This window comes from Ruegeria sp. BG6, from assembly GCF_056538465.1.
This window is the reverse complement of record NZ_JBQFTB010000013.1, coordinates 108,030-134,450: the sequence shown is the minus strand read 5'-3', so window position 1 is coordinate 134,450 and position 26,421 is coordinate 108,030. Positions and strand designations below refer to the sequence as shown.

At 59.3% G+C, this 26,421-nt stretch carries 25 protein-coding genes and 1 riboswitch; of the genes, 11 read left to right on the top strand and 14 right to left on the bottom strand.

All coding sequences use genetic code 11. The features are described from left to right. Window positions 1-4: 4 nt before the first annotated feature. Entirely contained in the window at window positions 5-1,768 is a 1,764-nt protein-coding gene (locus ACR0JW_RS19520; protein WP_170680269.1) for an acyl-CoA dehydrogenase family protein, read from the bottom strand. Between the two features lie 112 nt (window positions 1,769-1,880). On the opposite strand from ACR0JW_RS19520, the gene ACR0JW_RS19515 reads away from it, so the two are divergent. Beyond that, a complete protein-coding gene (locus ACR0JW_RS19515; RefSeq protein ID WP_170680267.1) occupies window positions 1,881-2,909 on the top strand; it encodes an AraC family transcriptional regulator in 1,029 nt (342 codons plus the stop codon). Between the two features lie 45 nt (window positions 2,910-2,954). Here the strand turns inward: ACR0JW_RS19515 and ACR0JW_RS19510 are convergent, their stop codons facing one another. Genes ACR0JW_RS19510 through ACR0JW_RS19490 form a run of 5 tightly spaced genes read right to left on the bottom strand, consistent with a single transcriptional unit; the run spans window position 2,955 to window position 6,371 of the window. After that, complete coding sequence (locus tag ACR0JW_RS19510) at window positions 2,955-3,611, bottom strand: ABC transporter ATP-binding protein (protein ID WP_170612598.1); 657 nt, start codon at window positions 3,609-3,611, stop codon at window positions 2,955-2,957. Beyond that, on the bottom strand, window positions 3,608-4,390 hold the full coding sequence (gene cbiQ / locus ACR0JW_RS19505) for a cobalt ECF transporter T component CbiQ (protein WP_170680265.1): 783 nt from the start codon (window positions 4,388-4,390) through the stop codon (window positions 3,608-3,610). The genes ACR0JW_RS19510 and cbiQ overlap by 4 nt, the downstream gene beginning before the upstream one ends. Beyond that, window positions 4,390-4,971: a cobalt ABC transporter permease gene (locus ACR0JW_RS19500; protein ID WP_480714336.1), complete on the bottom strand. Its 582-nt coding sequence runs from the start codon at window positions 4,969-4,971 to the stop codon at window positions 4,390-4,392. Before ACR0JW_RS19500 ends, cbiQ begins: the two co-directional genes overlap by 1 nt. Further along, complete coding sequence (cbiM, locus tag ACR0JW_RS19495; RefSeq protein WP_170680261.1) at window positions 4,968-5,579, bottom strand: cobalt transporter CbiM; 612 nt, start codon at window positions 5,577-5,579, stop codon at window positions 4,968-4,970. Before cbiM ends, ACR0JW_RS19500 begins: the two co-directional genes overlap by 4 nt. A 6-nt stretch (window positions 5,580-5,585) precedes the next feature. Beyond that, window positions 5,586-6,371, bottom strand: a complete 786-nt coding sequence (locus ACR0JW_RS19490; RefSeq protein ID WP_480714335.1) for a DUF4198 domain-containing protein — start codon at window positions 6,369-6,371, stop codon at window positions 5,586-5,588. Between the two features lie 129 nt (window positions 6,372-6,500). Beyond that, window positions 6,501-6,700, bottom strand: a riboswitch (cobalamin riboswitch). Window positions 6,701-7,057: 357 nt separating this feature from the next. Between ACR0JW_RS19490 and ACR0JW_RS19485 the strand changes: the two genes are divergently transcribed. Next, on the top strand, window positions 7,058-8,083 hold the full coding sequence (locus tag ACR0JW_RS19485; protein WP_170612609.1) for a LacI family DNA-binding transcriptional regulator: 1,026 nt from the start codon (window positions 7,058-7,060) through the stop codon (window positions 8,081-8,083). A gap of 4 nt (window positions 8,084-8,087) precedes the next feature. Beyond that, the gene (locus ACR0JW_RS19480) at window positions 8,088-9,302 is read left to right on the top strand and encodes a winged helix-turn-helix domain-containing protein (protein WP_480714334.1); all 1,215 of its coding nucleotides are present in this window, start codon (window positions 8,088-8,090) and stop codon (window positions 9,300-9,302) included. Window positions 9,303-9,305: 3 nt separating this feature from the next. Here the strand turns inward: ACR0JW_RS19480 and ACR0JW_RS19475 are convergent, their stop codons facing one another. Further along, window positions 9,306-10,004: a fumarylacetoacetate hydrolase family protein gene (locus tag ACR0JW_RS19475; protein ID WP_480714333.1), complete on the bottom strand. Its 699-nt coding sequence runs from the start codon at window positions 10,002-10,004 to the stop codon at window positions 9,306-9,308. Window positions 10,005-10,214: 210 nt separating this feature from the next. Between ACR0JW_RS19475 and ACR0JW_RS19470 the strand changes: the two genes are divergently transcribed. Further along, window positions 10,215-11,630, top strand: a complete 1,416-nt coding sequence (locus ACR0JW_RS19470; protein WP_480714332.1) for a pyridoxal phosphate-dependent decarboxylase family protein — start codon at window positions 10,215-10,217, stop codon at window positions 11,628-11,630. 3 nt (window positions 11,631-11,633) lie between these two features. Here the strand turns inward: ACR0JW_RS19470 and ACR0JW_RS19465 are convergent, their stop codons facing one another. Then, window positions 11,634-12,776, bottom strand: a complete 1,143-nt coding sequence (locus tag ACR0JW_RS19465; RefSeq protein ID WP_480714331.1) for a DUF3095 domain-containing protein — start codon at window positions 12,774-12,776, stop codon at window positions 11,634-11,636. Between the two features lie 151 nt (window positions 12,777-12,927). Between ACR0JW_RS19465 and ACR0JW_RS19460 the strand changes: the two genes are divergently transcribed. From ACR0JW_RS19460 to ACR0JW_RS19445, 4 genes are all read left to right on the top strand, one after another. Continuing rightward, window positions 12,928-14,100 carry an MFS transporter gene (locus ACR0JW_RS19460; RefSeq protein ID WP_170680250.1) on the top strand — a complete coding sequence of 391 codons (1,173 nt, stop codon included), beginning with the start codon at window positions 12,928-12,930 and terminating at the stop codon, window positions 14,098-14,100. Next, on the top strand, window positions 14,100-15,167 hold the full coding sequence (locus ACR0JW_RS19455) for a glycosyltransferase family 4 protein (protein ID WP_170680248.1): 1,068 nt from the start codon (window positions 14,100-14,102) through the stop codon (window positions 15,165-15,167). The genes ACR0JW_RS19460 and ACR0JW_RS19455 overlap by 1 nt, the downstream gene beginning before the upstream one ends. A gap of 114 nt (window positions 15,168-15,281) precedes the next feature. Continuing rightward, window positions 15,282-16,304, top strand: coding sequence for an aspartate-semialdehyde dehydrogenase (locus tag ACR0JW_RS19450; protein ID WP_170612623.1), 1,023 nt, complete (start codon window positions 15,282-15,284; stop codon window positions 16,302-16,304). 170 nt (window positions 16,305-16,474) lie between these two features. After that, the gene (locus ACR0JW_RS19445; protein WP_170680246.1) at window positions 16,475-17,392 is read left to right on the top strand and encodes an endonuclease/exonuclease/phosphatase family protein; all 918 of its coding nucleotides are present in this window, start codon (window positions 16,475-16,477) and stop codon (window positions 17,390-17,392) included. 38 nt (window positions 17,393-17,430) lie between these two features. Here the strand turns inward: ACR0JW_RS19445 and ACR0JW_RS19440 are convergent, their stop codons facing one another. Then, window positions 17,431-17,967 (bottom strand): SRPBCC family protein, encoded by a 537-nt coding sequence (locus ACR0JW_RS19440; RefSeq protein ID WP_480714330.1) that lies wholly within the window; start codon window positions 17,965-17,967, stop codon window positions 17,431-17,433. A 204-nt stretch (window positions 17,968-18,171) separates the two neighbouring features. Here ACR0JW_RS19440 and ACR0JW_RS19435 point away from each other — a divergent pair, with 204 nt between their 5' ends. From ACR0JW_RS19435 to ACR0JW_RS19425, 3 genes are all read left to right on the top strand, one after another. After that, window positions 18,172-18,561, top strand: coding sequence for a hypothetical protein (locus tag ACR0JW_RS19435; RefSeq protein ID WP_170680313.1), 390 nt, complete (start codon window positions 18,172-18,174; stop codon window positions 18,559-18,561). Between the two features lie 63 nt (window positions 18,562-18,624). Then, window positions 18,625-20,007, top strand: a complete 1,383-nt coding sequence (locus ACR0JW_RS19430) for a leucyl aminopeptidase family protein (RefSeq protein ID WP_480714329.1) — start codon at window positions 18,625-18,627, stop codon at window positions 20,005-20,007. After that, window positions 20,004-20,741 (top strand): C40 family peptidase, encoded by a 738-nt coding sequence (locus ACR0JW_RS19425; RefSeq protein WP_170680240.1) that lies wholly within the window; start codon window positions 20,004-20,006, stop codon window positions 20,739-20,741. The genes ACR0JW_RS19430 and ACR0JW_RS19425 overlap by 4 nt, the downstream gene beginning before the upstream one ends. Here ACR0JW_RS19425 and ACR0JW_RS19420 read toward each other — a convergent pair. The 5 genes from ACR0JW_RS19420 to ACR0JW_RS19400 all read right to left on the bottom strand — a co-directional run bounded on the left by ACR0JW_RS19420 (window position 20,738) and on the right by ACR0JW_RS19400 (window position 26,417). Beyond that, window positions 20,738-21,088 carry a DUF2794 domain-containing protein gene (locus ACR0JW_RS19420; RefSeq protein WP_170680238.1) on the bottom strand — a complete coding sequence of 117 codons (351 nt, stop codon included), beginning with the start codon at window positions 21,086-21,088 and terminating at the stop codon, window positions 20,738-20,740. The two genes, ACR0JW_RS19425 and ACR0JW_RS19420, sit on opposite strands and share 4 nt — an antisense overlap. 75 nt (window positions 21,089-21,163) lie before the next feature. After that, window positions 21,164-22,828, bottom strand: coding sequence for an ABC transporter permease (locus ACR0JW_RS19415; protein ID WP_170680236.1), 1,665 nt, complete (start codon window positions 22,826-22,828; stop codon window positions 21,164-21,166). Window positions 22,829-22,949: 121 nt separating this feature from the next. Continuing rightward, on the bottom strand, window positions 22,950-24,167 hold the full coding sequence (locus tag ACR0JW_RS19410) for a phenylacetate--CoA ligase family protein (RefSeq protein WP_480714328.1): 1,218 nt from the start codon (window positions 24,165-24,167) through the stop codon (window positions 22,950-22,952). Between the two features lie 19 nt (window positions 24,168-24,186). Continuing rightward, window positions 24,187-25,020, bottom strand: a complete 834-nt coding sequence (locus ACR0JW_RS19405; RefSeq protein WP_170612639.1) for an ABC transporter ATP-binding protein — start codon at window positions 25,018-25,020, stop codon at window positions 24,187-24,189. A gap of 113 nt (window positions 25,021-25,133) precedes the next feature. Beyond that, complete coding sequence (locus ACR0JW_RS19400; protein WP_170612641.1) at window positions 25,134-26,417, bottom strand: ABC transporter substrate-binding protein; 1,284 nt, start codon at window positions 26,415-26,417, stop codon at window positions 25,134-25,136. Window positions 26,418-26,421 lie beyond the last annotated feature (4 nt).

Genomic DNA, 26,421 nt, shown 5'->3' with positions numbered 1-26,421 from the left:
GGCTTTATTCGGGGAAAGTCGCGTCAAGCAGACTGCGCGAGCCATGCAGGATGCGGGCGTGTTCGGTTGCACATTCAGGCAGAATGTGCTGGGCAAAAAACAGGGCAGTGGCGATTTTCTGGGTCATGAATTGTGTATCCTGCCCGGCGTCCAGTGCACTTTGCGCAGCCACGGCACCCTTTGCCAGTTTCCACCCTGCCGCGAGTGTCCCGGCCAGCATAAGGAACGGGACAGAGCCTGCAAAGGCAGCGTCGATATCCTTTCGGCTGTTTTCCAGCAACCAATCCAGCGCGGCCTCAAATGCGCCGCGCGCCTGAGCAAGACTTGCGCCAATTGCCTGCGCGCTGGCATCTCCTTTTGCCAGTTGCGCTTCAGTCTCGGCTATTCGGGCGGCGAACCGGCGGGCGGTTTCTCCTCCGTCGCGCATCACCTTGCGGCCCAGAAGATCGTTGGCCTGAATGGCTGTGGTGCCTTCGTAAATCGGCAGAATGCGGGCGTCGCGGTAGTGCTGCGCGGCTCCTGTTTCTTCGATAAAGCCCATGCCGCCGTGGATTTGCACGCCCAGCGAGGCGACCTCGACCGCGCGTTCCGAGCAGAAGCCTTTGACCAGCGGGACCATGAATTCGGCCAGCGCAGCGATTGCCGGATCGTCCTGAAGATGCGCGATGTCCAGCAGGCCTGCCGTTGCGGCCGCCATAGCCCGGCCACCTTCGGTCAGGCCGCGCATCCGCATGAGCATACGGCGTACGTCCGGGTGTTCGATGATGGCGACCGCGTCTTTGGCCTGACCATTCACGGGACGGCTCTGCACCCGGTCGCGCGCATAAGCCAGAGCGCGTTGGTAAGCCCGTTCAGAGGTCGCGATGCCCTGAACCCCAACAGAAAACCGAGCGGCGTTCATCATGATGAACATGTATTCCAGTCCGCGGTTTTCCTCGCCGATCAGGAAACCGGTGGCGTCTTTGTATTCCAGAACCGCCGTCGGGCTGGCACGAACGCCCAGTTTGTGTTCGATGCTTATGCAATTGACCGTGTTCTCGACGCCCGGAGTGCCATCCGGCCCCACCAGTTTTTGCGGAACGATGAACAGGCTCAGCCCCTTCGGCCCGGCAGGCGCGTCAGGTGTGCGGGCCAGCACCAGATGAATGATGTTCTCGGTCAGATCGTGCGCGCCATATGTGATGAAGATCTTGGTGCCAGAGACGCCGTAGCTGCCATCCCCACGCTGCGCCGCCCTGGTCGCCACGCGGCCCAGATCACTGCCTGCCTGCGGTTCGGTCAGGTTCATCGTGCCGGACCAGCGCCCTGCGATCAGCGGTTCCAGATAGGTGGCTTTCTGTTCGTCCGAACCGGTCAGCAGCAACGCCTCAATCGCCCCGTCGGTCAGCAGCGGGCAAAGACCAAAGCTCATATCAGCGGCATTCAGCATTTCAACGGCAGCCGCGCCGACGGCACGCGGCAATCCCATCCCGCCATATTCCACCGGATGGGTCAGCGCCTGCCACCCCATTTCGACGAACTGCGCGTAAGCTTGCGCATCACCTTCGGGCATCGACACGCGGCCACTGTCGAACTGCGCGCCCAGCGTGTCCCCGATATGTGACAATGGCGCGATCTGTTCGCTGCAGAACCGGGCATATCCCTCGAGAGCGGCACCAATATCCGTCAGGTCGTATTCCGAATACACTTCCACCCGGGACACCTTTTCCCAGTGGGACAAGTGTTCGATGCAAAACATCAAATCCTGTACGGGCGGCTGATAGGACATGCCAGGCTCCCCTGCGGCGACTATGGTTTCGCGTCATCTACCCGCCCAATGGTTTGCCGATAAGCTCATTTCTTGACAAAATGGTATCCGATTACGCCAACCTGAGGTTCAGATGACCAGCCATGACCCCATATCTCTGACGACTGTATCGGCGGGATTTGTCCAGGATTGGCTGGATGCGCTGAAGTCCCGTTGCACCCCGGCTGAGATGACATCGCTGTTAGAGCGTTCGGGCTTGCAGGCCAACCCGATGGCACCTTCTCAACGCGTCACACTGAACGAAATCGCCCGGCTCTATCAGCTTGCCGCGCCCGAAACCGGGGACGAAATGATGGGGCTCTGGAGCCGTCGGATCCGGCCCCGCGCCCTGCAGCATCTGGTGACTGTACAGCGCGAAGCGAGCAGCCTGACCTCGGCACTTTATCGTTTCTCGACATTTTGGAACCTGCTTCTGGATGACTTCCACCTGGACTTGCACAACAAATCCGACGAGGTGGAACTGGCGTTGGTCCCATATTCGGACGACACCCGCCCGCAGCGATTTGGCCACATGCTGATCCTGAAACTGGCGCATGGGCTTTTGTCCTGGCTTGGCGGGACGGAAACACCAGTAAAAGCCGTTCGCTTTGCGTTTGCCCGCCCGGAATTTGCCGCCGACTACGCCGTCGTCTTCCCATGCACTGTCGAGTTTGACGCTCGGCAGACCAGTATCCTTTTCGACCCGCGCCAGTTCACCCGCCCTATAACCCGCAGTTCGGCTGAGGCGTCCGTGTTCCTTGAACGCGCGCCGCTGGACTGGATCTTTACCGGTTCGCGCGCACATACAAACAGCCTTCGCGTCCGCGCGTTTCTCTACGGCGCAACATGGCAAACCTGCCAGCTTCCCGATGCAGCGCGTGCCCTGAAGATGACGCCGCGGACCTTGAACAGGCGTTTGAAAGAAGAAGGAACTTCTTTTCAGGACATCAAGGATGCACTGCGCCGCGACATCGCCATCCGCGCGCTTCAGCAAAGTACGCTCAGTATTGAACAGATCGCCTTTGACACCGGGTTTTCGGCTCCGGCGAATTTTCACCGCGCCTTTCGAAAATGGACCAGCCGGACCCCCGGGTCATACCGCGTGCACGCGCTGTCTTCTTGAAGACGGCACTCCGTCGCGGACATTCGCATAGCTCGTGTGAACAGGTCATTCACTTGGGCTGACAATCCGCCCGTTTCGCAGTTCCAGCGTGTCTGGTGCCAGTGCCGCGCGAAACGATGGTGCGTGGCTGACCAGCAGTATAGCCTGCGGCAGGCTTCGCAGAATTTCCAGAAGTCGCGCTTCGTTTTTGGCGTCCAGCGCATTGGTGGGCTCATCCAAAAGCAGCGCCTCGGGCTCCATCGCCAAAACGGTTGCAAGGGTCACAAGCCGCTTCTCTCCACCAGAGAGCTTGTGCGTAATGCGATCACGCAGACTTAACAGATCCAGATCGGAAAGCACCCTGTCGACGATGGCCAGCGCCTCGGACTTGCTGCGCCCGAGGTTGAGAGGACCAAATGCGATATCTTCCGCCACTGTCGGACAAAACAGCTGATCATCAGGATCCTGAAAAACCAGCCCGACCTGACGGCGGACTTCGTGAAAATCCGCCTCGACGCGCCTTTCCTTTCCCAGGACGGTCACGCGCCCGGCGCTTGGTGTTTGCAGGCCAAGGGCGATGCGAAACAGGGTAGATTTTCCCGCGCCATTCGGCCCCGCAATCGACAGGCGCTGCCCCGGTTCAAGCTGCAGCGAAGCGCCGTCCAGCACTGGTGGCTGGCCAGGGTACGCAAAACAAATGTCTTCAAGCTTGAGGATCGTCATAGATAATCCAGGAACAGCAGGCCAAGGCAAACGGTGCACAGCATCGCGGCGAACATGCGATCGCGTCGGGTCATGTTAAAGTCCTGCAGCAACAAAAGACGCCCGGAAAACCCCCGGCATTTCATCGCCGCCAGAATCCGCTCTGACCGTTCAATCGCGCGCACCAGCATCATGCCGACCAGATACCCGAAGCTTCGGTAGGTGTGCCAGTTTGTGCCGGGGCGAAATCCGCGGATCTTCATCGCGCCGCGCAGGCGCAGGTATTCTTCCCGCAACACCTCGATGTAGCGGATGGTGAACATCAAAAGGTGCACAAGCGCCTCGGGGCAGCGCAGCTTGTGCAAAGCGTGTCCAAGCGTCACAGGTTCCATCGTTCCGACCAGAACCATCAGCGCAAGGATGACCGCGTTGGCCGTCAGTGCAATCTCGAAAGCTTTCCAAAGGCCCTGCCAACTGGCCGGAAAGCCAAAAACCGTGAACATCGCGTCACCGGGCATTGAGAATGGCAGCAACACCAGCATGAAGATGATGAAGCTGTCCATCATGGCCATACGCTTGAGGGTCCGGCCGACTGGCAAGCGTGACATCACCAGTAAGCCAAGCGAGACGGACAAAGCGCCGATCAGCGCCGGAATACTGTTGAGGGCAACCGTGACGATGGCAAAGATGCAGGCCAAAACGACGCGCATACGGGGATCGTAGTCTCCGATCATCCCGAAATGGGCGGCTCTGCCTGCCTCGGCCAGTGTTTTGGCCTGTGGTTCCAGCGCATGTGCCATCAGGTGGCCATCTTTTTGCGCGCGGCCAGATAAAAGCCGATGCCGAACAGACCAATGATATAACCAATACCACCCAAGATGTTCTGCAGTTCATTGTGCTCGCGGTAGGCGGCGATCTCGCGCCGCAGTGGGCGGGTTTCGTCGCGCACCGCTTTGGCGATGGCGGCGCGTTCCTCATCCGAGAGCGAGGCCACAGTCACCGCTGCCGCGCCATCCGCAGATGCAACCGGCGTGGCTGTTTCAGAAAGCTCGGCTTCGACCCCCATGATTTCGGCCACTTCGTCGGCCGGCATGGCAACTTCGGCGACGTGCCCTGCACCCAGATCTGCCCTGAATGTATGAGTCACAGCTCTGGTCGGGCTGTAGAGAAAGAAACCGTCCGTATCGGTTACTGTGCGTCCCAGTTCAGAGCCGTCGGGGCCATAGACGATGACTTCCTGGTCTGCGGCCATATCGCCATTGGAAAACCCCAGCTCGCCTTCGATTGCGTCGCCTGCCGGAAAAACGCCCGCTATAACCTTGTGCGCAAGAGCCGGGAGCGGGGCGAGAGCAAGCGTACAAACAAGGATCAACTGTTTCATGTGGACGCAACCTTTACAAAAAGTTCCGGTTTGACCTTGCGGGCCAGAAGAACGGCAAAACCTGTCAGCACGGCCTCGATAGCCATGACGGGAATGTGGGCGAAAAAGACAAGCTTGGCAGCGGGCAGGAACTCATCGCCGGACAGCGCCAGCGAGACCGCGACAAAAGCAGTCGTGGCGGCGATCGAAAACGCGCCACCGACGCCGCCCCAGATCGCCCCCTGAACAGGCGAGCCATGTGCGATCAGGCGACCAAAGATCATCCAGGTCAACACCGCCGGAAGAGCGATATTCACCGTGTTGATCCCCAGCACGGTCAATCCGCCGAAACCAAAGAACACGGCCTGCAGCAGCAAGCCGACAAAAAGGGCCGGAAAGGCGGCCCAGCCGAGCAGAAGCCCGGCCAGACCGTTCAGAATCAAATGCACAGACGATGGGCCAATCGGCACATGGATCAGCGAGGCGACAAAAAAGCTGGCCGACAACACGCCTGCCGTGGGAATGCGATCCAGATCCAGCGATTTCAGGCCCAATGCGATCCCGCCAGCCGCGGCGACCGCACCGCCGATCACGACAGGGTTGGAAAGGGCTCCGTCGACGATGTGCATTCAGGCTTACTCCAGATCCCAGGCGCGGATCCAGATGACCGCATCCTGGCTCAGCTCTTTGCCTTCATGCTCGGTTTCCGGACCCACACCTAAAGCGGCGAAGCCCCAGTACCCGGCTTTTGGCACACCAAAAGTGAAATATCCGTTGTCATCCGAAATCGCGACCAACGCGCCGCCCGGCAATGGGGACACGGTGGCATCCTTTGCGCCGGCGCCGGTCATGTCCGGTGCTGCGGCGATGTACTCGATTTCGATTTCTGCGCCGGCGACGGGCTGTCCCTCGCTCAACACGCGACCGGTAAAGGTTGACCCGGCGATGATGTTGTAAGGCTTGTTCAGCGGCAGAATCTCGGTGGCCAGCCCCTGCGGCTGATCCCAGTCGGTCGGCAGTTCGTTGCGGTTGAGGTAAGCCTTGGTGATCTGCTGGATATAGATATCTTCGGATTCTTCGTAGTAAGGCGCAGGAACTGTAACCACCAAATAGTCACCCGAGCGTTTCACCGGCACTGAACCCAGGAACGCTTTGGCAATGTTGTCCGGTCCTTCAAAAGTGGTTTCTTCCAGCGTATCCATCAGATCGGTTTTTTCACCGTTGTGGATTACAAAGAATTCTTCCGGTTTTTCCAAGGTCATCACGTGACCAGCTTCAAACGGGTGCCAGAAAACCAGTTTGACCGGAACGTCACCGGGGCGTTCGATCATCGTGTCGTCGGTATATTCCAGCAGGAAATGGGCCTGCGCCAATGCAGGCATCGCCAAAGCAGCCGTTGCAGCCACCAGCAGTTTTTTCACGAATCGAGTCCTTCTCACGTCGCGCCTTCCCCGGCGCAAATTTACTTTGACGATGGGGAACGCGAAGCCATCTGCCTTATCGGGCAAACAGATCCGGCGCACACCCCGTCGCCGATGATGAACGCCCCTTCCAAGGGCGCATGTTCGGCAGGTCTCCTGACTTGCGGGTCAAAGCGCTAAACTAACCTTCCCGGGATATCCCAGTGGCATTATCAGCCGCGCTCGCCGCCTACAGTTGCGGGGGCAGTTGCAGAGTTGGCGAAATGTGCCGCACTGCATTCCCTATTGCTTCCGAGGATGTCCCCGGAACCGAACATGGCGCGTTCATGCCAGAATATGTAAGACACGGTCAACAATTGATTGCGGCGTTGCATGGGCCATTTGCGAAATCAGGAATTGCATGCCCGCGCTTGCTATGCGGTTTGGTACGCGCCACCGCGCGTGTGTGTATTTTCCTAGATCTCTTTCCGCGTTCAATAGTCGTCGGTTCAGTTCGCGGACTTGAGTTCGTTGGGCCCCAAACTGCGGGCGTTGATCGTGTGTTATATTGAACTCGCTACAAATATGGAGGGGCCCTCCGACGCATAAATGGTCCGACCGGCCCAGCGTCCGACGCAGAAGCAGAGTTGTTGTATTTGTCGCCGTGTTCACGCTACCATCGGGCAAAACAACAGTGCAGGTGCCTCGTGACCACAGAAACAAAACGCCCGCTCACCCTTCGCGATGTCTCGGAAGCGTCGGGGGTATCCGAAATGACGGTCAGCAGGGTCCTGCGCAATCGGGGTGATGTATCGGATGCGACCCGAACACGGGTTCTGGCCGCCGCGAAAGAGCTGGGATACGTGCCCAACAAAATTGCTGGTGCGCTGGCATCCAGCCGGGTCAATCTGGTTGCGGTCATCATCCCCTCACTGTCCAACATGGTCTTCCCCGAGGTCCTGACCGGCATCAATCAGGTTCTGGAAGACACCGAATTGCAGCCAGTGGTCGGCGTAACCGATTATTTGCCGGAAAAAGAGGAAAAGGTCCTTTACGAGATGCTCTCGTGGCGGCCTTCGGGCGTGATCATCGCAGGGCTGGAACACACGGAAGCGGCCCGGGCAATGCTGGATTCCGCGGGCATTCCGGTGGTCGAAATCATGGACACCGACGGCAAACCCGTGGATGCGATGGTCGGCATTTCGCACCGCCGTGCCGGTCGCGAAATGGCGCAGGCCATTCTGAAGGCCGGATACCAGCATATCGGTTTCATGGGGACCAAGATGCCTTTGGACCACCGCGCCCGCAAACGTTTCGAAGGCTTTACCGAAGTTCTGGGCAAACACGGGATCGAGATCGAGGATCGCGAGTTCTACTCGGGCGGGTCGGCACTGGCCAAGGGGCGCGAGATGACGCAGGCGATGCTGGAACGGTCGCCGGAGCTGGATTTTCTGTATTATTCCAATGATATGATCGGCGCTGGCGGACTGTTGTACCTGCTGGATCAGGGGATAGACATCCCTGGTCAGATCGGGCTGGCGGGGTTCAACAATGTCGAATTGCTGCAAGGTCTGCCCCGCAAACTGGCAACCATGGATGCCTGCCGGCTGGAAATCGGCCGTCAGGCCGCGGGGATCATCGCGGCGCAGCTGGCCGACCCGGAAGCCGAGATTGAAACCCGCGTGACCCTGACGCCGAAAATCAGCTACGGTGACACACTGAAGCGGCGTTAGAGTCTTGGCACTGCCGAATCTGGACAACCGGACAGCGCGTGCGGTGTTCATGGATCGTCACTTGCTGTCCGAAACCCCGTCGGGCAGCGCAAAGGGCGCGGATCTTCTGGACCTGATCCGACGGCTTGGTTTTGTTCAGCTGGACAGTATCAACACCGTGGCCCGCGCCCATGACATGATCCTGTTTTCGCGCAGGCCCACCTATCGCAGCACACATCTGAAGCGCCTGTATGAACGGGACAGGGCGCTTTTCGAACATTGGACACATGACGCCGCCGTCATTCCGATGGAGTTCTACCGGCATTGGCACCTGCGCTTTCAGCGCGATGCCGATTTGTTGAAGGCCCGCTGGAAGAATTGGCGGCGGGATGGATTTGAACAACAGTTCGCCTCGGTTCTGCTGCACATCCGCGATCACGGTCCGGTATCCTCGTCCGATGTGGGAAAGGACGAAAAGAAAGGATCGGGCGGCTGGTGGGACTGGCACCCGTCCAAAACCGCGCTGGAGTTCTTGTGGCGCTCGGGTGCGCTGACCGTCATTGGTCGGGATGGCTTTCAGAAACGCTACGACCTGACGGAACGGGTGATAGAAACTCATCTGTGCCCCGGTCATGCACCATGCGATGCCGAAGGAACGGTGGACTGGTTGTGCAACGCCGCCCTCGACAGGTTGGGGTTTGCAACATCGGGCGAACTGGCTGCGTTCTGGGATACGGTCAGCCCGGCCGAGGCGAAAGACTGGTGCGCCGCGGCCCAGAAAAACGGCGCAATTGAGGAAGTCGAAATCAATTGCGCGGATGGGCGTACAAGGAAAGTGTTTTCCCGCCCGGGATTGGTTGAAGAGGCCCCTGAACTGCCCGCGCCACCGGGCAGAATTCGCGTGCTCAGCCCGTTTGACCCGATGCTGCGGGATCGAAACCGCGCCGAACGCCTGTTCGGGTTTCACTACAGGATAGAAGTGTTTGTGCCCGCGCCCAAAAGAACCTACGGCTATTATGTCTTCCCCCTGCTCGAAGGTGATCGGCTGATCGGCCGGATCGACATGAAGGCCCACAGGGATAGCGGCGAATTGCGGGTACAATCCGTCTGGCCCGAGCGAAAGTTGCGCTGGTCAGAGGCGCGCACCCGCCGTCTGGAGGCCGAGCTGGACCGGGTGCGCAGGTTTGCCGGCCTTGATCGTGTTGAGCTTGCCGACGGTTGGCTGAAAGACCCTAAATAGGCTCTATTCAACCTGTGACAGGGTTAGGTGGATCGATTCAAGACCGTCAATTCCGCCATCAATCACATCACCGGCCTGGACCGCACCGACACCGGCCGGGGTACCTGTCATGATCAGATCGCCCGGACGAAGGTGATAGTAATTTGAAAGATGGCTCACGATCTCATCTATTTTCCAGATCAGTTCGTCCAGGGTCGCATCCTGCCGGACTTCACCGTTGACGCTCAGATGAATGCGCTTGTCTTTGTCAGGCGACCAGCTCTCCGACCGGGTCAGCGGCGCAAAAACGGCACCGTTTTCCAGATCCTTGCCCAGATCCCACGGGCGCTGTTTGTTCCGTTCACGGATTTGCAGGTCGCGGCGGGTCATGTCTAGCGCGCACCCATAGGCAAACACCGCGCCCAAAGCCTGCTCGCGACTGACGCGGAACACCGGCTGACCGATTGCAATCACCAGTTCCATTTCGTGATGATAGTTTTCGGTACCCGGCGGATATGGCACGGTCGCCCCGGTCAGGATGGCGTTGGGTGCGGACTTGGTGAAATAGAACGGCGCCTCGCGGTCCACAGTATTTCCCATTTCAGCCGCATGGGCCGCATAGTTCCGCCCGACGCAAAAAATCCGGCCCACCGGATATTCGGCCTGCTCGCCGACAACCGGTATCGCAACAGGTTCGGGAAGAGAAAACAGCTTGTCCTGCATGACAGCCCCCAGTTTGAAACATCGCCGGCATCTTAGGTGTCTTCCAATCACTGGCAAGACGTTGGCGACCGGGATGCACACCGTTTTGACCTGACATTCAAGACTTCGGGTTTCTTAGACGCATTGACCTTTCGCTCCGGATAACTCTCACTGCCCCGGAAATTCAAACACCCGGGACATCCCGGATCAGGCGGAAACACGGGGAACAGCATGCAGTGGAACGAATTCGCGGAATGGGGCCGAAAAGTCGCTGACTGGACGCAGAACTATCACGAAACCGTTGGCGACAGGCCCGTCCGGGCACGGTGCGAACCGGGTGAGGTCTTGAATGCGTTACCGTCTGAACCGCCCGAAACCGCCCAGCCCATGGAAGACATCTTCCGGGATTTTGAGCAGATCGTATTGCCCGGCATCACCCATTGGCAGCACCCCCGGTTCTTTGCCTATTTCAATTCGAACGCCTCGGCCCCGTCGGTTCTGGGTGAGTTTCTGGCCAGCGCCATCGCACCGCAATGCATGTTGTGGCAAACCTCGCCTGCCGCGACCGAGATGGAAACCCGGATGATGGATTGGTTGCGGCAGGCTTTGGATTTGCCGGACGGATTCGCCGGTGTGATTCAGGACTCGGCCTCGTCGGCGACGCTGGCCGCCGTGTTGACGATGCGGGAAAAGGCACTGGCCTGGCAGGGCAACAAACAGGGGCTGTTCGCGCAGAAACCCCTGCGCATCTATTGTTCATCCGAGGTTCACACCTCAATCGACAGGGCCATCTGGGTTGCCGGAATTGGCGAAGACAACTTGGTGCGTGTTCCCATCAAGGGCGACTGGCGCGGAATGGATCCCGACGCGCTGGAAGCGGCCATTCAGGCAGATTTAGACTCTGGTTTGCAGCCTGCGGGCGTCATTTTGTGCGTCGGCGGAACCGGCGTCGGGGCAACCGATCCTGTGGATCGTTGCTTAGAAATCGCCGCCAAATACGACCTCTATTCCCATGTCGATGCAGCCTGGGCCGGGTCGGCCATGATCTGCCCCGAATACCGGCACTACTGGCCCGGGATCGAACAGGCTGACAGCATCGTCTTCAACCCCCACAAGTGGCTGGGGGTACAGTTCGACTGCTGCGCGCATTTCCTGAAGAACCCCGACGATCTGGTCCAAACGCTGGCTATCAGCCCGGAATACCTGAAAACACATGGTAAAGACGGGATCGTCAATTACTCGGAATGGTCCGTTCCATTGGGGCGTCGCTTCCGCGCGCTGAAACTGTGGTTCGTGATACGCACCTACGGGCTGGAAGGCCTGCGCCAGCGGATGCGAAATCACGTCAACTGGTCCAAAGCGCTGCATGACAAACTTGCGTCGGAACCGGATTTTCAGATCACGACGGCGCCGATGTGGTCACTCTGGTCCTTTCGGTACATGCCCGAAGGCTGCGCCTACCCGGATGATCTGAATTTGCGGCTGGTCAACGCCATCAATGATGACGGACGGATTTATCTGACACAAACACGTGTGGATGGCGATCTGGTCATCCGGTTCCAGGCCGGACAATTCGAAACCACGGAACAGGACGTGATGATGGCCTATGACGTCATAACGGACATTGCCCGTGGCCTGACTCCTTAGAGACTAAGCCCTCATCCCGGCGGCGGCCTGGGCGTAACCGCCGGATGCACCGTCAACAAAATGCACGTGATCATCGCGAACGGCAGAGGGCACAAAACAGGTCATCATCGCCTCGTCCTGAGCATGGATGCCATAGCGGATCTTGCCCTGCTGGCGCGCCTGTTCCAGCATCTGCCGGATGCGTGCCAGCGTGGCCTGATCGCAATCCAGCGTCATCTTGAGGCCGTCGTCGAATTTGCGGAAGTCCGCATTTTTGCTGACCATTTCCTTGTAATGTTGGGGCTCGAAACTGCCCAGTCGCCTGCCGGACAGAAACAGCAGAAAGATGAACAGGTTTTCACCCAACATCTTCATAGTGTGCCAAAGAATGTTGCCGCCGGCGCGCATGACACGCGCATTGATCGCAATACCCGGCGGCGGCCACGAGATTGGCGGCCCGTTGACCGGCACCGGGTGGCCCGCGCGATCCAGCGCCTCGGACACGGACAGCACCGACTGTGCCAGATCGGCAAAATCGATTTCTGTCGCAGTCGCGGTCGGTTGCACAACCAGCGATACGATCTGGCCATGTTTCGCCGGGCTGTTGGACCACCGACAGGACAAGCCCGTCAGATCCGGTTGCGCGCCGGGTACCGCATCCGGCACGGTGTATTGCCCCGACTTCATCTGCGTCTCGGCCCAGGCCAGCCCACCGCCCGAGAACATCGCGTAGTCCACGCCCGACGATGGCGCATAGCGGGCAACGCGCACATCCCGGCCCGCATTCCGGATATCCGCAACCGGCACCACGGCGCCGCGCAGGGAAACCGAAAACTCTTCATGCGCCCAGCGCTGCAAAGCGGACAGGGTGGCGCGGGCTGTATCCGCTGCGCTGGCCGGGACAGCGAAACCCGCGCCGTCGCCGCCAAAGATATAGGGAAACAGCTTGCCGCCCACTGCGTTGATCATGCCCGAAATCACCGCCGCACCGACCATATTCACGGTTTTGTACCGGCCCCGCGCGATTTCACCGGTCGAATCGACGATATCCGCAACCCCGACGACCCAGTCATCCGGTACTGGTGTAAATCGCGAAGGCTTTGCAAGTTCGGTAAAGTCCCTCAACAGCGGCAGGGATTCATAGAAATCGGAATGAACGTCTTTCATTGTCCCCTCAGCGTTGGTGCCTTGTGTCGGTTCCTGATTTGAACAATAGCCCGATTGTGATGTCTGTCCGCCAAATTCAGCATAGCACACGCGCTTGTGCATGATGGCACGACATGCCAAGCATGGCCCGTATTCAGGTTGAGGGCAGATCATGCAGGCAGGATTGGTGGTTTTGTGTCTGGCCTATGTGCTCAGCCAGTTTTTTCGCGCTTTTCTGGCTGTGCTCAGCGTGGATCTGGGCCGGGACCTGGGGGCCACGCCCGAGGACCTGGCCTTTGCCTCGGGCCTGTGGTTCTTCATATTCGCCCTGATGCAGATTCCGGTCGGCTGGGCGCTTGACCGGATCGGACCCCGCCTGACCGCTTCCTTGTTGCTGCTGATTGGCGGTGCAGGAGGGGCTGCTGTTTTTGCGATGGCAACTGCGCCGTTGCATATCAGTATCGCGATGGCCCTGATCGGCATCGGGTGTTCTCCGGTGCTGATGGCCTCGTACTATATCTTCGCGCGCGAGTTTCCTCCCGCCCGTTTTGCCACACTGGCCGCCGTCATGCTGGGTGTCGGTTCCGTCGGTAACCTGGTGGCCTCGTACCCGACGGCACTGGCGGTCGAACTGATGGGCTGGCGCGCAACGCTGGCCGGACTGGCGGCGATCTCGGGCTTTGTGGCGATTGGAATCTGGCTGACGGTCCACGATCCGCATAAGATCGAAACAGAACAGAAAGGATCGTTGCTGGATCTGCTCAGGGAACCAGCGCTCTGGACGATACTTCCGTTGATGCTGGTGGCCTATGCGCCTTCCGGGGCGCTGCGAGGATTGTGGGCCGGGCCGTACCTGCAGGACGTCTTTGGCCTGGGCACCGCGCAAATCGGGCAGGCAACCCTGGTAATGGGTGCAGCGATGATTGCGGGAACCTTTGTCTATGGCCCGCTTGACCGGATTCTTGGCACACGCAAATGGGTGATCTTCGGCGGCAACGCGCTCAGCGCTGTGTCCCTGATCCTGTTGTGTATCTGGGTCGCCGACGCGGTCTGGGTGTCCGTCATCCTACTGGCCCTGATCGGATTTACCGGCGCCACATTTCCCGTGATCATGGCGCATGGCCGTGCCTTCATCCCCCCGCATCTGGTCGGCCGGGGCGTCACCCTGCTGAACCTGTTTGGAATTGGCGGCGTTGGCGTGGCGCAGTTTGCCACCGGGCGGCTTCATGCCGCTACTGGAGGCGCCGGGCCCGCTGCGCCTTATACGGCCATTTTCGGGTTCTTTGCCATAACAGTTGCGATTGGCTGCCTGATTTACCTATTCAGCCGCGACAGCATAGACTGATGCCAATCAACCCTGAACAGGAGATCACAGTGCGGGAAATCGAGGTCATCGCGCCCAACCTGAAACACAGCCTGTCAGGCGTGACCACAACGATCATTCGGCTTTTACCGATCCAACGCGACCTGATCGAAATTCGCGCGACAGGACCCGGACTGCCCGACGATCTGCCGCACATCCGGCTTTGGAAGGTTCCGTTTCTGTCGAACCGGGTGCAACGGGTCTGGCATGCCCGGCGCAACACCGAGATGCTGGCAGGACTGGTGCTGAAACATCTGTTCCGGCGCAATTTCCGTCTGCTCTTCACTTCGGCCGCGCAGCGCGATCATTCGGGGTTTACCAAGTGGCTGATCTCGAAGATGGATGCGCTGATCGCGACCACACCGCAGGCGGCTTCGTTTCTGAAACACCCGGCAACTGTCATCATGCACGGAGTGAACACAGACCTGTTTCATCCCGCACAATCCAAGCAAGCCCTGCGCCAGAAGCTCGGTCTGCCCGATGGCGTTCTGATCGGCTGTTTTGGCCGTATCCGCCCGCAAAAGGGCGTGGACCTTCTGGTGGACGCCGCAATCGAGGTTCTGCCGTCCCACCCCGACGCGCAGATTATCTTCACCGGCCGGGCCACCAAAGAGTTCGAAGGCTTTCAGCAGGAACAGGAACAAAAGCTCAAGGCCGCCGGGTTGGCGGACCGGGTGCATTTTCTGGGCGAGCGTCCGTGGGAAGAGATCGTGGAAACTTATCGCGCACTGGACCTGTTCGTGGCCCCTGCACGGCACGAAGGCTTCGGCCTGACCCCGCTCGAGGCGATGGCGTCGGGTGTGCCTGCCATCGCTTGTCACGGCGTTGGCGCATTCAGCGCACAGATCAAGGATGGTGCGACCGGCCGTCTGGTCGAGAAAGACAACGCAAAGGCGCTGGCGGGCGCGTTGCAGGACATGTTGGAAGACCGCGAAAAACTGGCGCTGGCCGGGCAGGCTGCACGGGCCCATGTCGAGCAGAATTTTCGAATCGAGGGCGAGGCGGAAGCCATCGTTCGGGTCTATCGATCCTTGTTGGAGGCGCATTGACCCGCCGCAACGGTGTCAAATTGGTGTTCCGCGCCGAAATTCGCTTCGATTAGTCTTTTTTCTTCGCCGCAACGCGGCTATGAACGCGCGTCCTTAGACTTCAGGAGACATGATATGGGCTATCGCGTCGTCGTCGTTGGCGCCACTGGCAATGTGGGCCGCGAAATGCTGAACATCCTGGCTGAACGCCAGTTCCCCGTGGACGAACTTGCCGCGCTGGCAAGCCGCCGTTCGCTGGGCACCGAGGTCAGCTTTGGCGACAAGACACTGACGACCAAGGATCTGGATACATTCGATTTCAGCGGTTGGGACATCGCGCTGTTTGCCGTGGGTTCAGCGGCAACCAAGGACTATGCGCCCAAAGCCGCGGCTGCCGGCTGCGTGGTGATCGATAACTCGTCGCTGTATCGCTATGACCCTGACATTCCGCTGATCGTGCCGGAATGTAACCCGCAGGCGATCCACGACTACAAGAACAAGAACATCATCGCCAACCCCAACTGCTCGACCGCGCAGATGGTTGTCGCGCTTAAACCGCTGCATGACCGCGCCAAGATCAAGCGCGTTGTCGTGTCGACCTATCAGTCGGTTTCGGGCGCAGGCAAGGAAGGCATGGACGAGCTGTGGGATCAGACCAAGGCCGTGTACAACCCGATCAACGAGGTTGAGCCGAAGAAGTTCCAGAAGCAGATCGCTTTCAACGTCATTCCGCAGATCGACGTCTTCATGGAAGACGGCTCGACCAAGGAAGAGTGGAAGATGGTTGTCGAAACCAAGAAGATCGTCGATCCGTCGATCAAGGTCACGGCCACTTGCGTTCGTGTTCCGGTCTTTGTCGGCCATTCCGAGGCGGTGAATATCGAGTTCGAGGAATTCCTCGACGAAGACGAAGCCCGCGACATCCTGCGCGAGGCACCCGGCATCATGGTGATCGACAAGCGTGAGGCGGGTGGCTACGTCTCGCCCATTGAATGCGTTGGTGATTTCGCCACTTTCATCAGCCGCATCCGTCAGGACTCGACCGTCGAAAACGGCCTGAACCTGTGGTGTGTGTCGGACAACCTGCGCAAGGGTGCGGCCCTGAACGCCGTTCAGATTGCCGAGCTGCTGGGCCGTGAGGTTCTGAAAAAGGGCTGAATTCTTCCCATCCGAATGTACGAAGGGCCGCTTCACATGAAGTGGCCCTTTTTTCTCGGCCCCAGCCCGGTGATCGGCCGGACGTTCGAGACCCTCACACCAGTTTCAACTGGACGAATACACCACAAAATGCACAGTGTTTGCCCTGAGCATTTCGATTGAGGCAGAACGTGCGTTTCCTGAACAACAACAGGTTTGCCCGATCCGCTATTCTGGGTTGTGCAACGCTTCTCATGGGTTTGGTGATCTTTGGATTCACCGGACGGTATTTTGCACCCGGTGACTCGGTCGCCCTGATGAGACCCCAGATTGGCGTGCTGCTGATCGTCTTTGCCGCAATTCTCATGGCCGTGCGTGCCAGGGGTTTCGCGTTGGCCTCCCTTGCATTCGCAGTGATTGCGGTGGGGTCCGTTGCCGCCGGGCTCGTACCTGTTTCAGACGAATGCGATGATCCTTGTGTGACCTTGTATCAAAAGAACCTGATGTCTGTGGCATGGCCCCGGTATTCCCTTGCCGACGACATTCTCTCGTCGGACGCGGACATCGTGACACTTCAGGAAGTTTCCAGCCACAACCGGCAATATATGGAAAACCTGTTCGGGAATTACCCGACATCGGCAATATGTGAGTTCAGGCCCGAGCAGAACGTTGCGATACTGACCAGACTGGCCATTGTTGAGGATTCAGAATTTTGCCTACAGGGGCTTGGACTGGTGGGTCTTCAGGTCATCGGTCCGGGTGGTCAGCCGGTTTGGGTCGTCTCCGTTCACCTCAACTGGCCCTACCCTTATGGCCAGTTCGAACAGAGCAAAAAGATCGCCCACCAAATCGAACAACTGGACGGCCCTGTTCTGATCGCCGGCGACTTCAACATGGCCCATTGGGGCAGCAGCGTGCGACGTATCGGTATGGCTGCCGGCAATCACGTGTTTGGCGCAGTTATGAACACGCACATTCTTGGCAACTGGATGATGCCGATGCCGATCGACAATCTTTTGGTGCCCAATGGCACGACGGGCACGGCGGAACTGCGCCCGTTCATGGGATCCGATCATATGGGAATCAGGGCCCGCATCAGCCTGCCCTGAGAACTCATATTTTCAGCTTTTTAGAGCCTGTTTGTGCCTCACTGGCCGGATTCGACCAGTTCTTTGAGGTTGGAAAGCCCGCGCTCGTAATCGCTGCCGACCCATTCATCCATCATGAGCCCCATCCAGCGCGACATGGGGTTCATACCAAGATCACTTTCAAAGCCCCACGAAATCTCGGTCTGATCGCCTTCAGGCTGCAGAGTAAACGACGTATTTGCCGTCCCCATGGATCCGAAATCCAGCGCGGTTCTGACGAACTGGTTTTCAACGCTTTCGATGATTTCTTGTGATCCCGATCCGACCTGAGGATGCTCAGAGCTCCAGTTCAGGGTATTCCCGACGCCAGCTTCTGGACCGCTGTAGGCCAGTTTGGTTTCCGGATCGCGCGACAGCCATGGCGACCATTTCTCGGTCGCCTGCATCGAGTTCACAAAAGGAAAGATGGCAGCAGCCGGTGCGTTGATGGTGACGCTTCGCGAGACTTCGGCCCTACCGGGCAGCAGATAGGACGCGCCCACCAGAACCAGTATCAATACAAGAAAAATCAGAAGAATTCGTTTTATCCATCGCATGGCTGTCTCCGATTCCAAGCAGAATAATCTCATGTCTAAAAACCGGCGGTGCCAGATTGGACCAGAGCCGCGCCAGCTTGACTTTGCCGCGCCACGCAAACGGAATTCAACATAAATTCGAAGAACTTTCCCGACCCATTGCAAGGTTTTGCAAGGATTATGGGGCCCATTCTCTGCCCGTGCCGTGGGGGCATGAACATAGGGGTGAACGTGGTGGATAAGGTAATCACGCTGGAGCACACGGAATCCGTGCGGCTGGATCCGGATCGCATTGGCGGCTTGTGCCGTCAACTTGGTGACAAGAACGCGCTGGATGTCATGTGCCGAACCGTTGAAGAACTGGCCGTGCGGCTTTCGAACTGCGAACGTTTCTGGCGGCAACGCAACTGGGCCGATCTGCGCAAATGCGCCAGATCACTGGTGGCGATTGCCGACCAGATCGGAATGACCGCGCTGGCCCATGTGGCAAATGATGTGGCCCGGACAGTCGATGCCGGGGACGTCGTTGCCTCGGGGGCGACGCTGTGCCGTCTGATCCGTGTGGGCGAGCGGTCGCTGACGGCAATTTGGGATCAGCAGGATCTTTCCGTTTGACGGGGGTTGCAGGCGCGCGTCCGGTGGCTAGTCTGGGCGCGAACCGAGCCAGCCGAGAACCCTATGACCCTGTCCTTTGCACCTGCCTCTGAACCGTCCTTGCCGCTTCATGTGATCGAACAATCCCGGCTGGAGGACTGGCTTAAAAGCCAGAGCGCGAAAGTGCAATCATGGATTGCCGTCAACGGTTTCACCGGTGCTTTGGGTCAGGCCCTGTTGATACCGGACACTGATGGTGTACCGGGCTGCGCAGTTGCGGGATACGGAACGGGCGCCACGCGGGCGCGCAAACGCTTTCCTCTGGCGGCCGCGGCCGAAGCGTTGCCCCAGGGCAACTACCGCATAGCGTCAGGTGTACCCGAGGATGCGCTGGACACAGAAAGCCTTGGCTGGCTTTTGACCGGATACACATTTGATCGCTACGCCAGCCAGTCCCCTGTTGGTGCTGCGCTGGTTGCACCCGACGGGTTGAATAGCGCACGGATTGAAGCGATCGCCGCCGCCGAGGCGCTGATCCGGGATCTGGTCAATACGCCCGCGTCCGACATGGGACCGGATCAGTTGCAGGCCGCCGCGGAAACGCTCGCGCAGGACTTTGGGGCCTCTTGCAACGTGATCGCAGGCAACGCTCTGCTGGAAAACAACTTTCCAATGATCCACGCTGTCGGTCGTGCCGCCGCGCAGGAACCTCGGCTGATCGAAGTGAACTGGGGCACCAGCGGCCCCAAACTGACACTGGTGGGCAAAGGCGTCTGTTTCGATACCGGTGGGTTGGATCTGAAACCGGCGGCGGCAATGGGACTGATGAAAAAGGATATGGGCGGGGCGGCCAATGTGCTGGGTCTGGCCCGCATGATCATGTCCCTGAACCTTCCGCTACAGCTTCGGGTCTTGATCCCTGCCGTGGAAAACGCGGTTTCGGGTAGTGCATTCCGTCCCGGCGACATCCTGACCTCACGCAAGGGGTTGACCGTCGAGATCAACAACACCGATGCAGAGGGGCGGCTGGTTCTGGCCGATGCCCTGGCATTGGCGGATGAGGGGCAGCCGGACCTGCTGATCTCGATGGCCACGCTAACCGGCGCGGCGCGCGTTGCGGTCGGAGCGGATCTGGCTCCATTCTATACCGATGACGATGGCGCGGCGGAAATCCTGACCGGCGCGGCGCGGTTAGCGGCGGATCCCGTCTGGAGGATGCCGTTCCACGAACCCTATGAAGCCTTGATCGAACCCGGCATAGCAGATCTGGACAACGCCCCATCGGGCGGGTTCGCAGGTTCGATCACTGCGGCCTTGTTTCTGCGACGCTTTGCAGGCCAAAGTCGCTACATGCATTTTGACATCTATTCATGGCAACGCGCCAAGGAGCCGGGACGCAGCAAAGGTGGCCTTGGACAAGGCCCTCGGGCCTTGCTGGCCGCGTTGCCGGAGTTGTTGGACCTATGAGCCGTCTTCGCGTGATCGAACCGGTTGTTGACCTTCTGCGCCAACCCAATGGACCGCGCGACCGTCAATTGCTGTATGGTGATACGGTAGAGATCCTTGAAAACCGGGAAGGGTGGAACCGCGTCTCCTCGGACAAGGATGGATATCAGGGCTGGGTTGCGACAGACCGTTTGGGGCCCGAGGCGTCACCGACCCACTGGATCACGGCCCCATCGACTCATGCCTATGAGCGGACGGACATCAAAAGCGCGGATCGGGCATCGCTGAGTTTTGGCAGCAAGGTTCAGGCTCTTTCCAAGCAAAACGGGTTTCTTGAGACCGAGCTGGGGTTCATTCCGTCCACCCACGCCACCACGATTTCCGACACAGTGAATGACCCGGTTGCCGTAGCCGAACTGTTTTTGGGCACACCCTATCTTTGGGGTGGCAACAGCCGGTTTGGCCTGGATTGCTCGGGTCTTGTTCAGGCCGGGTTGCTGGCCTGTGGCATTGCCTGCCCCGGTGACAGTGGCGATCAGGAAAGGGCGTTGGGACACATGGTACCACAGGATGCACCCGCAAAACGGGGCGATCTGTTATTCTGGAAAGGACATGTGGCCTGGGTCAGCGGCGACAACATGCTGCTGCACGCCAACGCCCACGATATGGCGGTCGTATATGAACCGATGGATCGGGCCATTGCCCGTATCCGGGAACAAGGCGACGGGCCGGTTACGTCTCATAAAAGGCTCTAATCCGGGTCAACCGCCCGGATCAGCTTCCGCTCAAGCACGCGCAGCACGGTGCGCAGGTCATGCCCGCGCTTCAGAATGCGACCGTCCATGCCAATGACTGAGTACATTCCTTGCCGCTGCCGAAGGCGGGGGTGTTTTTCCACCCGATAGATCGGATGCTCGGCCGTGCGTCGGAAGATCGAAAAAACTGCCGTATCCCGTAGGTTTGAAATGCCATAGTCGCGCCATTCTCCGGCGGCGACCATTCGGCCATAAACAGACAGGATCTGGGTCATCTCGCGCCGGTCAAAAGCGACTGGCATCTGAGCCGGGCTGGCAGAAAACCCGCTGGGTGGCTGCATGTTCATACTCTCAGCCTTGCCGGAAATTCTATTTTAATCAACCCCGAGGCAGACACGCTGGTTCATTTTGCCTTGAACCTGTTACCTGCGGCCAACCTGCCGGCAGATCAGGATAACCGGCAACAATCCAACAGCCAGTATCACAAGCGAGGGTACGGCAGCCCCTTCCAGCCGCTCATCAGACGCCAATCTGTAAGCCTGCACTGCCAGCGTGTCGAAGTTGAAGGGCCGCATGATCAGCGTCGCGGGCAGTTCCTTCATGACATCGACAAACACGATCAGCAGCGCGGTCAGCAGCGATGGCGTCAGAATCGGCAGGTGCACCCGCCGCAGCGTCGCCAGCGGCGTCTGGCCCAAAGACCGCGACGCGGCATCCATATTTGCGTGAACCGTGCTTTGTCCGCCTTCATAGGCGCTGAGCGCGGCGGCCAGAAACCGCACCATATAGGCCGCGACCAGCAACCAGATCGAACCGGTGATCAGCAACCCGGTCGAAATATCGAAGGTCTTGCGCATCCACGCGTCCAGCGCGTTGTCGAACCCGGCAAAGGGCACGATCAGACCGACCGCAATGACACCGCCCGGAACCGCGTATCCCAGCCGCGCCAAATAAGCCGCCGCTGACGAGACGCGCCCCGGTCTCAGGCGCTGATAAAAGCCCACGCAAATGGCGGCGAACACGGTCACCACTGCGGCAACACCGGCCAAAGTCAGCGAGTTCTGGATGAACCCGATATAGCGCCGCGACAGAAGGTTCTGTTCTGAGGCCATCCCCATCTGCACCAGTATGATCACCGGCAGAAGAAAACCCAGGACGACCGGAATGATGCACAGAACAAATGCCCCGACCGACTGCCAGCCTTTCAAGTGTGCTGTTGGCAGCGCGGCGTGGCTTTTACCGGCCTGATAGTATTTGGCTTTGCCGCGCTGGGTCCGTTCGGCCACGGCCATCAGCAGCGCGAACCCTAGCAGGCACAGGGCCAGTTGAGCGGCTGCGGCGCGGTCGCCTATGGAAAACCAACTTGTATAGATCCCGGTGGCAAAAGTCTGAACGCCGAAATAGGCGACTGTTCCAAAATCGGCAATGGTCTCCATCACTGCCAGCAGAACACCGCCAGCAATCGCCGGGCGCGCCATCGGCAGGGACACGCGCCAGAATGCCATCCACGGGCTGTTGCCCAAAGCCCGGGCCGCCAGAAAGGCCGAGCCGCTTTGCTGTATGAACGCCGCGCGCGCCAGCAGATATACATAGGGATACAGTACCAGGATCAGCATGACCGCCGCGCCTTCGGTCGAGCGGATTTCGGGGAACCAGTAGTCGCGCGGCCCCCAACCCGTTATCTGCCGCAGGTTGGTCTGAACAATGCCGGGGTGATCCAGGATGAAGGTGTATGCATAAGCCAGAACATAGGCCGGAAAGGCCAGGGGCAGAACCAGAGCGATCTCGAGAAGTCGCACACCGGGAAAGCGTGTCATGGTCACAAGCCACGCCGCCCCGACACCGATCGAAAAGGTCCCCGCCGAAACCAGGACCACCAGAACCGCCGTGGTCAGCGCGTATCCGGGCAGAACCGTGGACATCAGATGCGAGATCGTGGCCGTACCACCGGTTGCGGCCGCCAGGACAACCGCCACCATCGGCAGCAGACAGGCCGCAGCCACAAAAAGAGCGACCCCGCCAACAAGCCTGGTGCCCAATACGCCGCGGTTGCGGGATCCGTGTTCTGAATACTCTATTTCGGCCATTGTCCCGGCTAATGAGTGGCAAATGCGCAGGTTTGGTCTTTCATTGACCAAAACGCTCGGAAAAGCCAGTAGGCGGGGCAACAATTCTGCGGCACTTACTGCCGCAGACTGTTCCGATGCGTCATTCGTAGACGCGCTGATCCTCGATCACCAGCCCATCCTTGGGAAGCGAGCCGGGTGCCACCACCTCGACCGCGCCCTTCAGCTTCAGGACCTCGACGACCGATTTGGCATAGGCCGCATCGTTTTCGCAGGGGCTTTCGATCTGAACCGTCATCATGTCCATCTCGCCCTGCCGGGCTGCAATCACGCGGGCTTTGACGATTTCCTCGTGCTTGTCCACCAGCGCCGCAACCTGTTCCGGACGCACGAACATGCCCTTGATCTTGGTGGTCTGATCGGCGCGGCCCATCCAGCCCTTGATGCGGGTATTTGTCCGCCCGCAGGGGGACTGGCCCGGCATCATGGCCGACAAGTCACCAGTGGCAAAGCGGATCAGCGGGTAATCCGGGTTGAAAGTCGTGACCACAACCTCACCAACCTCGCCGGGTGCAACCGGAATTCCGGTGCCGGGGGTGACGATCTCGACGATGACATGTTCGTCGATGATCATCCCTTCCATCGCGGCACTTTCATAGGCGATGTTGCCCAAATCCGCCGTGGCATAGCATTGCAGGCAGGAAATACCCCGGTCGGCATAGTCCTGCCGCAATGAGGGAAACAGCGCACCCCCGCCCACAACCGCCTTCGAGAAATTCAGCGAAACGCCCATCTCGTCAGCCTTATCCAGGATCACTTTCAGGTAATCGGGCGTTCCCGCATATGCGGTGCATCCGATATCACGGGCAGCAGTGACCTGAAGCTCGGTCTGGCCGGTGCCCGCTGGCAACACGGCAGCGCCGACGGCCCGCGCGCCGTTTTCAAAGATCATTCCGGCTGGTGTCAGATGATACCCAAAACAGTTCTGCACGATGTCTCCGGGCCCGACTCCGGCGGCGTGCAGAAACCGGCCCATGCGCCACCAGTCGTGATCCGTGCTGCCCGGTTCGTATATCGGACCCGGTGATTGAAACACATGGTGGAAATGACGCGCCGGTTTTACCGTAAACCCACCAAATGGCGCACGTGCGGCCTGCCCCTGTGTCAGGTCGGACTTCCGCAAAACCGGCAGTTTCGCCAGATCCTCGATCGTGGCAACCGCGTCGACATCCGCATCCGCAAAATGAGCCGCAAATCCCGGTGCCGATTTCGCCCGCTGCAATTGCGCGCGCAATGCCTGGGTCTGATCAGACAAACGTTGATCGGCCGAGCGGGTTTCGAGTGCATCGAAGTAAGTCATCGCCAAATCCTCCATCCGCTCACAGCCACCGCTTGCGGCGGCGATAAGAGCGCACGTCCCGAAAGCTCTTGCGGCCTTCGTCCGACATGCCGAGATAGAATTCCTTTACATCCGGGTTTTCGCGCAATTCTGCGGCGGGGCCGTCCATCACGACGCGACCCGATTCCAGAATGTATCCGTAATGCGCAAACCTAAGCGCTACGTTGGTGTTCTGTTCGGCCAGCAGGAAGGACACGCCTTCTTTCTCGTTCAGATCCTTCACAATGCCGAAAATCTCTTCGACCAGCTGCGGCGCCAGTCCCATCGACGGTTCGTCCAGCAGGATTGTCTCGGGCCGGGACATCAGCGCCCGTCCCATCGCAACCATCTGCTGCTCGCCACCCGAGGTATAACCGGCCTGGCTTCGGCGGCGTTCCTTGAGGCGGGGGAAATATGTGTAGACCAGCTCAAGGTCCTGCTGAATCGCGGCCTTGCCATCCTTGCGGGTATAGGCACCGGTCAGCAGGTTTTCCTCGACCGTCAGGTGTTCGAAGCAATGGCGACCCTCCATCACCTGGATCACGCCTTTCTGCACCAGATCGGCCGGATCGCTTTCGTGAACACTGGTTCCGCGATATTTGATGGAACCTTTGGTCACCTCGCCCCGTTCGGAATGCAGCAGGTTCGACACCGCCTTTAGCGTCGTCGTCTTGCCTGCACCATTGCCGCCCAGCAAGGCCGTGATGCCGCCCTTGGGCACAGTCAGGCTGACGCCTTTCAGCACGAGGATCACATGGTTGTAGATCACCTCGATATTGTTGACTTCCAGCAGGGTTTCCGCCTGCACGTCAGTGGTTTGTGCCGCATCCAGCATCAGCGTGTTTCCTCATGCCTGCCCCATCCGGGGCGGTTCATCAGGAGCGGCAGGCGCGCCGCCGCTCCGATTGTTTGGCGGCCCCGGATCGCTCCGGGGCGCGGAGTCTTCTCTTATTCGCAGCGGGGTGCGACGTTATTTTCAGCCGCGTACGCGTTTGAATCTTCCGCAACCAGCGCGCCGATCACTTCGCCATCGGTTGGCTTGAAGTCGGAAATCAGGCTCCAGGTCTTGGTGCCGGCATCCCATTGGGACACACCGATCAGGCCGGGGCCACCATGGTTGTCACACGACACCTGGAAGGTCGGGCCAAAGTTCGGCATGCCCAGTGCGGCCATACGCTCTTCGGTGATGTTGAGGTTCTCCATCGCGTCACGCACCATGCCCGGTGTGACGTCGCCGGTTCCGTTGGCCTCTTGCGCGTCCTTGATCGCCTCGGCAGCCAGCATCGCGGAATAGAGACCGCGGTTGTACAGAACGGTACCGACCTGATCGCCCGCGCCTGCGGCCTTACCGGCATCGACAACATGCGTTTTGATGTCATCGAATACGGGGAAATCATTACCGACCGCGTGGAAGGTGACGGCTTTGTACCCGTTCGCCTTGTCACCTGCGGGCAGCACGTCATGCTGCGCACCCGACCACCAGACGCCGATGAAGTTTTCCATCGGGAAACGGATGTTCGCGGCTTCCTGGATTGCGACCTGGTTCATCACGCCCCAGCCCCACATCAGAACGTAGTCCGGCTTTTCGCGGCGGATTTGCAGCCATTGCGACTTTTGCTCCTGACCGGGGTGATCGACCGGCAGCGTGGACAGTTCAAAACCGTGCTTCTTGGACAGCTCTTCCAGCGTGCGGATCGGCTCTTTGCCGTAGGCCGAGTTGTGATAGACCAGCGCGATTTTCTTGCCGTTCAGATCACCGCCATTTTCTTCCAGCAGATAGTTCACCGCGCCCGAGGCCCCGTCCCAGTAATTGGCGGGATAGTTGAAGACATGGCTGAACACCTTGCCGTTGCGGGCCGAAGTCCGGCCATATCCCATGGTGTGAAGCGGAATGTCATCGGCCGTCACTTTCGGGATGAGCTGATAGGTGATGCCGGTCGACAGCGGTTGATAGATCAGCGCGCCCTCGCCCTTGGTCGATTCATAGCATTCCACACCTTTTTCGGTGTTGTAGCCGGTCTCGCATTCGACAACACGAACGGGAACACCGCCGATACCGCCATCCCTCTCATTCAACAGAGTGAAATAGTCGTTGTAGCCGTCCGAGAACGGAATACCGCCCGCAGCATAAGGCCCTGTGCGATAGCTGAGGTCCGGGATCACAAGATCCGCCAAAGCGGGCCCTGCGGCCATCAGAGCGCCCAGCGCCATAGTTGCCAGTTTCTTGTTCATCGGG

What these genes read in the sequence shown, in the direction of transcription:
- ACR0JW_RS19520 (WP_170680269.1), bottom strand. Translation starts at nt 1,768, where the DNA reads ATGTCCTATCAGCCGCCCGTACAGGATTTGATGTTTTGCATCGAACAC.
- ACR0JW_RS19515 (WP_170680267.1), top strand. Translation starts at nt 1,881, where the DNA reads ATGACCAGCCATGACCCCATATCTCTGACGACTGTATCGGCGGGATTT.
- ACR0JW_RS19510 (WP_170612598.1), bottom strand. Translation starts at nt 3,611, where the DNA reads ATGACGATCCTCAAGCTTGAAGACATTTGTTTTGCGTACCCTGGCCAG.
- cbiQ (WP_170680265.1), bottom strand. Translation starts at nt 4,390, where the DNA reads ATGGCACATGCGCTGGAACCACAGGCCAAAACACTGGCCGAGGCAGGC.
- ACR0JW_RS19500 (WP_480714336.1), bottom strand. Translation starts at nt 4,971, where the DNA reads ATGAAACAGTTGATCCTTGTTTGTACGCTTGCTCTCGCCCCGCTCCCG.
- cbiM (WP_170680261.1), bottom strand. Translation starts at nt 5,579, where the DNA reads ATGCACATCGTCGACGGAGCCCTTTCCAACCCTGTCGTGATCGGCGGT.
- ACR0JW_RS19475 (WP_480714333.1), bottom strand. Translation starts at nt 10,004, where the DNA reads ATGCAGGACAAGCTGTTTTCTCTTCCCGAACCTGTTGCGATACCGGTT.
- ACR0JW_RS19470 (WP_480714332.1), top strand. Translation starts at nt 10,215, where the DNA reads ATGCAGTGGAACGAATTCGCGGAATGGGGCCGAAAAGTCGCTGACTGG.
- ACR0JW_RS19465 (WP_480714331.1), bottom strand. Translation starts at nt 12,776, where the DNA reads ATGAAAGACGTTCATTCCGATTTCTATGAATCCCTGCCGCTGTTGAGG.
- ACR0JW_RS19460 (WP_170680250.1), top strand. Translation starts at nt 12,928, where the DNA reads ATGCAGGCAGGATTGGTGGTTTTGTGTCTGGCCTATGTGCTCAGCCAG.
- ACR0JW_RS19455 (WP_170680248.1), top strand. Translation starts at nt 14,100, where the DNA reads ATGCCAATCAACCCTGAACAGGAGATCACAGTGCGGGAAATCGAGGTC.
- ACR0JW_RS19450 (WP_170612623.1), top strand. Translation starts at nt 15,282, where the DNA reads ATGGGCTATCGCGTCGTCGTCGTTGGCGCCACTGGCAATGTGGGCCGC.
- ACR0JW_RS19440 (WP_480714330.1), bottom strand. Translation starts at nt 17,967, where the DNA reads ATGCGATGGATAAAACGAATTCTTCTGATTTTTCTTGTATTGATACTG.
- ACR0JW_RS19430 (WP_480714329.1), top strand. Translation starts at nt 18,625, where the DNA reads ATGACCCTGTCCTTTGCACCTGCCTCTGAACCGTCCTTGCCGCTTCAT.
- ACR0JW_RS19425 (WP_170680240.1), top strand. Translation starts at nt 20,004, where the DNA reads ATGAGCCGTCTTCGCGTGATCGAACCGGTTGTTGACCTTCTGCGCCAA.
- ACR0JW_RS19420 (WP_170680238.1), bottom strand. Translation starts at nt 21,088, where the DNA reads ATGAACATGCAGCCACCCAGCGGGTTTTCTGCCAGCCCGGCTCAGATG.
- ACR0JW_RS19415 (WP_170680236.1), bottom strand. Translation starts at nt 22,828, where the DNA reads ATGGCCGAAATAGAGTATTCAGAACACGGATCCCGCAACCGCGGCGTA.
- ACR0JW_RS19410 (WP_480714328.1), bottom strand. Translation starts at nt 24,167, where the DNA reads ATGACTTACTTCGATGCACTCGAAACCCGCTCGGCCGATCAACGTTTG.
- ACR0JW_RS19405 (WP_170612639.1), bottom strand. Translation starts at nt 25,020, where the DNA reads ATGCTGGATGCGGCACAAACCACTGACGTGCAGGCGGAAACCCTGCTG.
- ACR0JW_RS19400 (WP_170612641.1), bottom strand. Translation starts at nt 26,417, where the DNA reads ATGAACAAGAAACTGGCAACTATGGCGCTGGGCGCTCTGATGGCCGCA.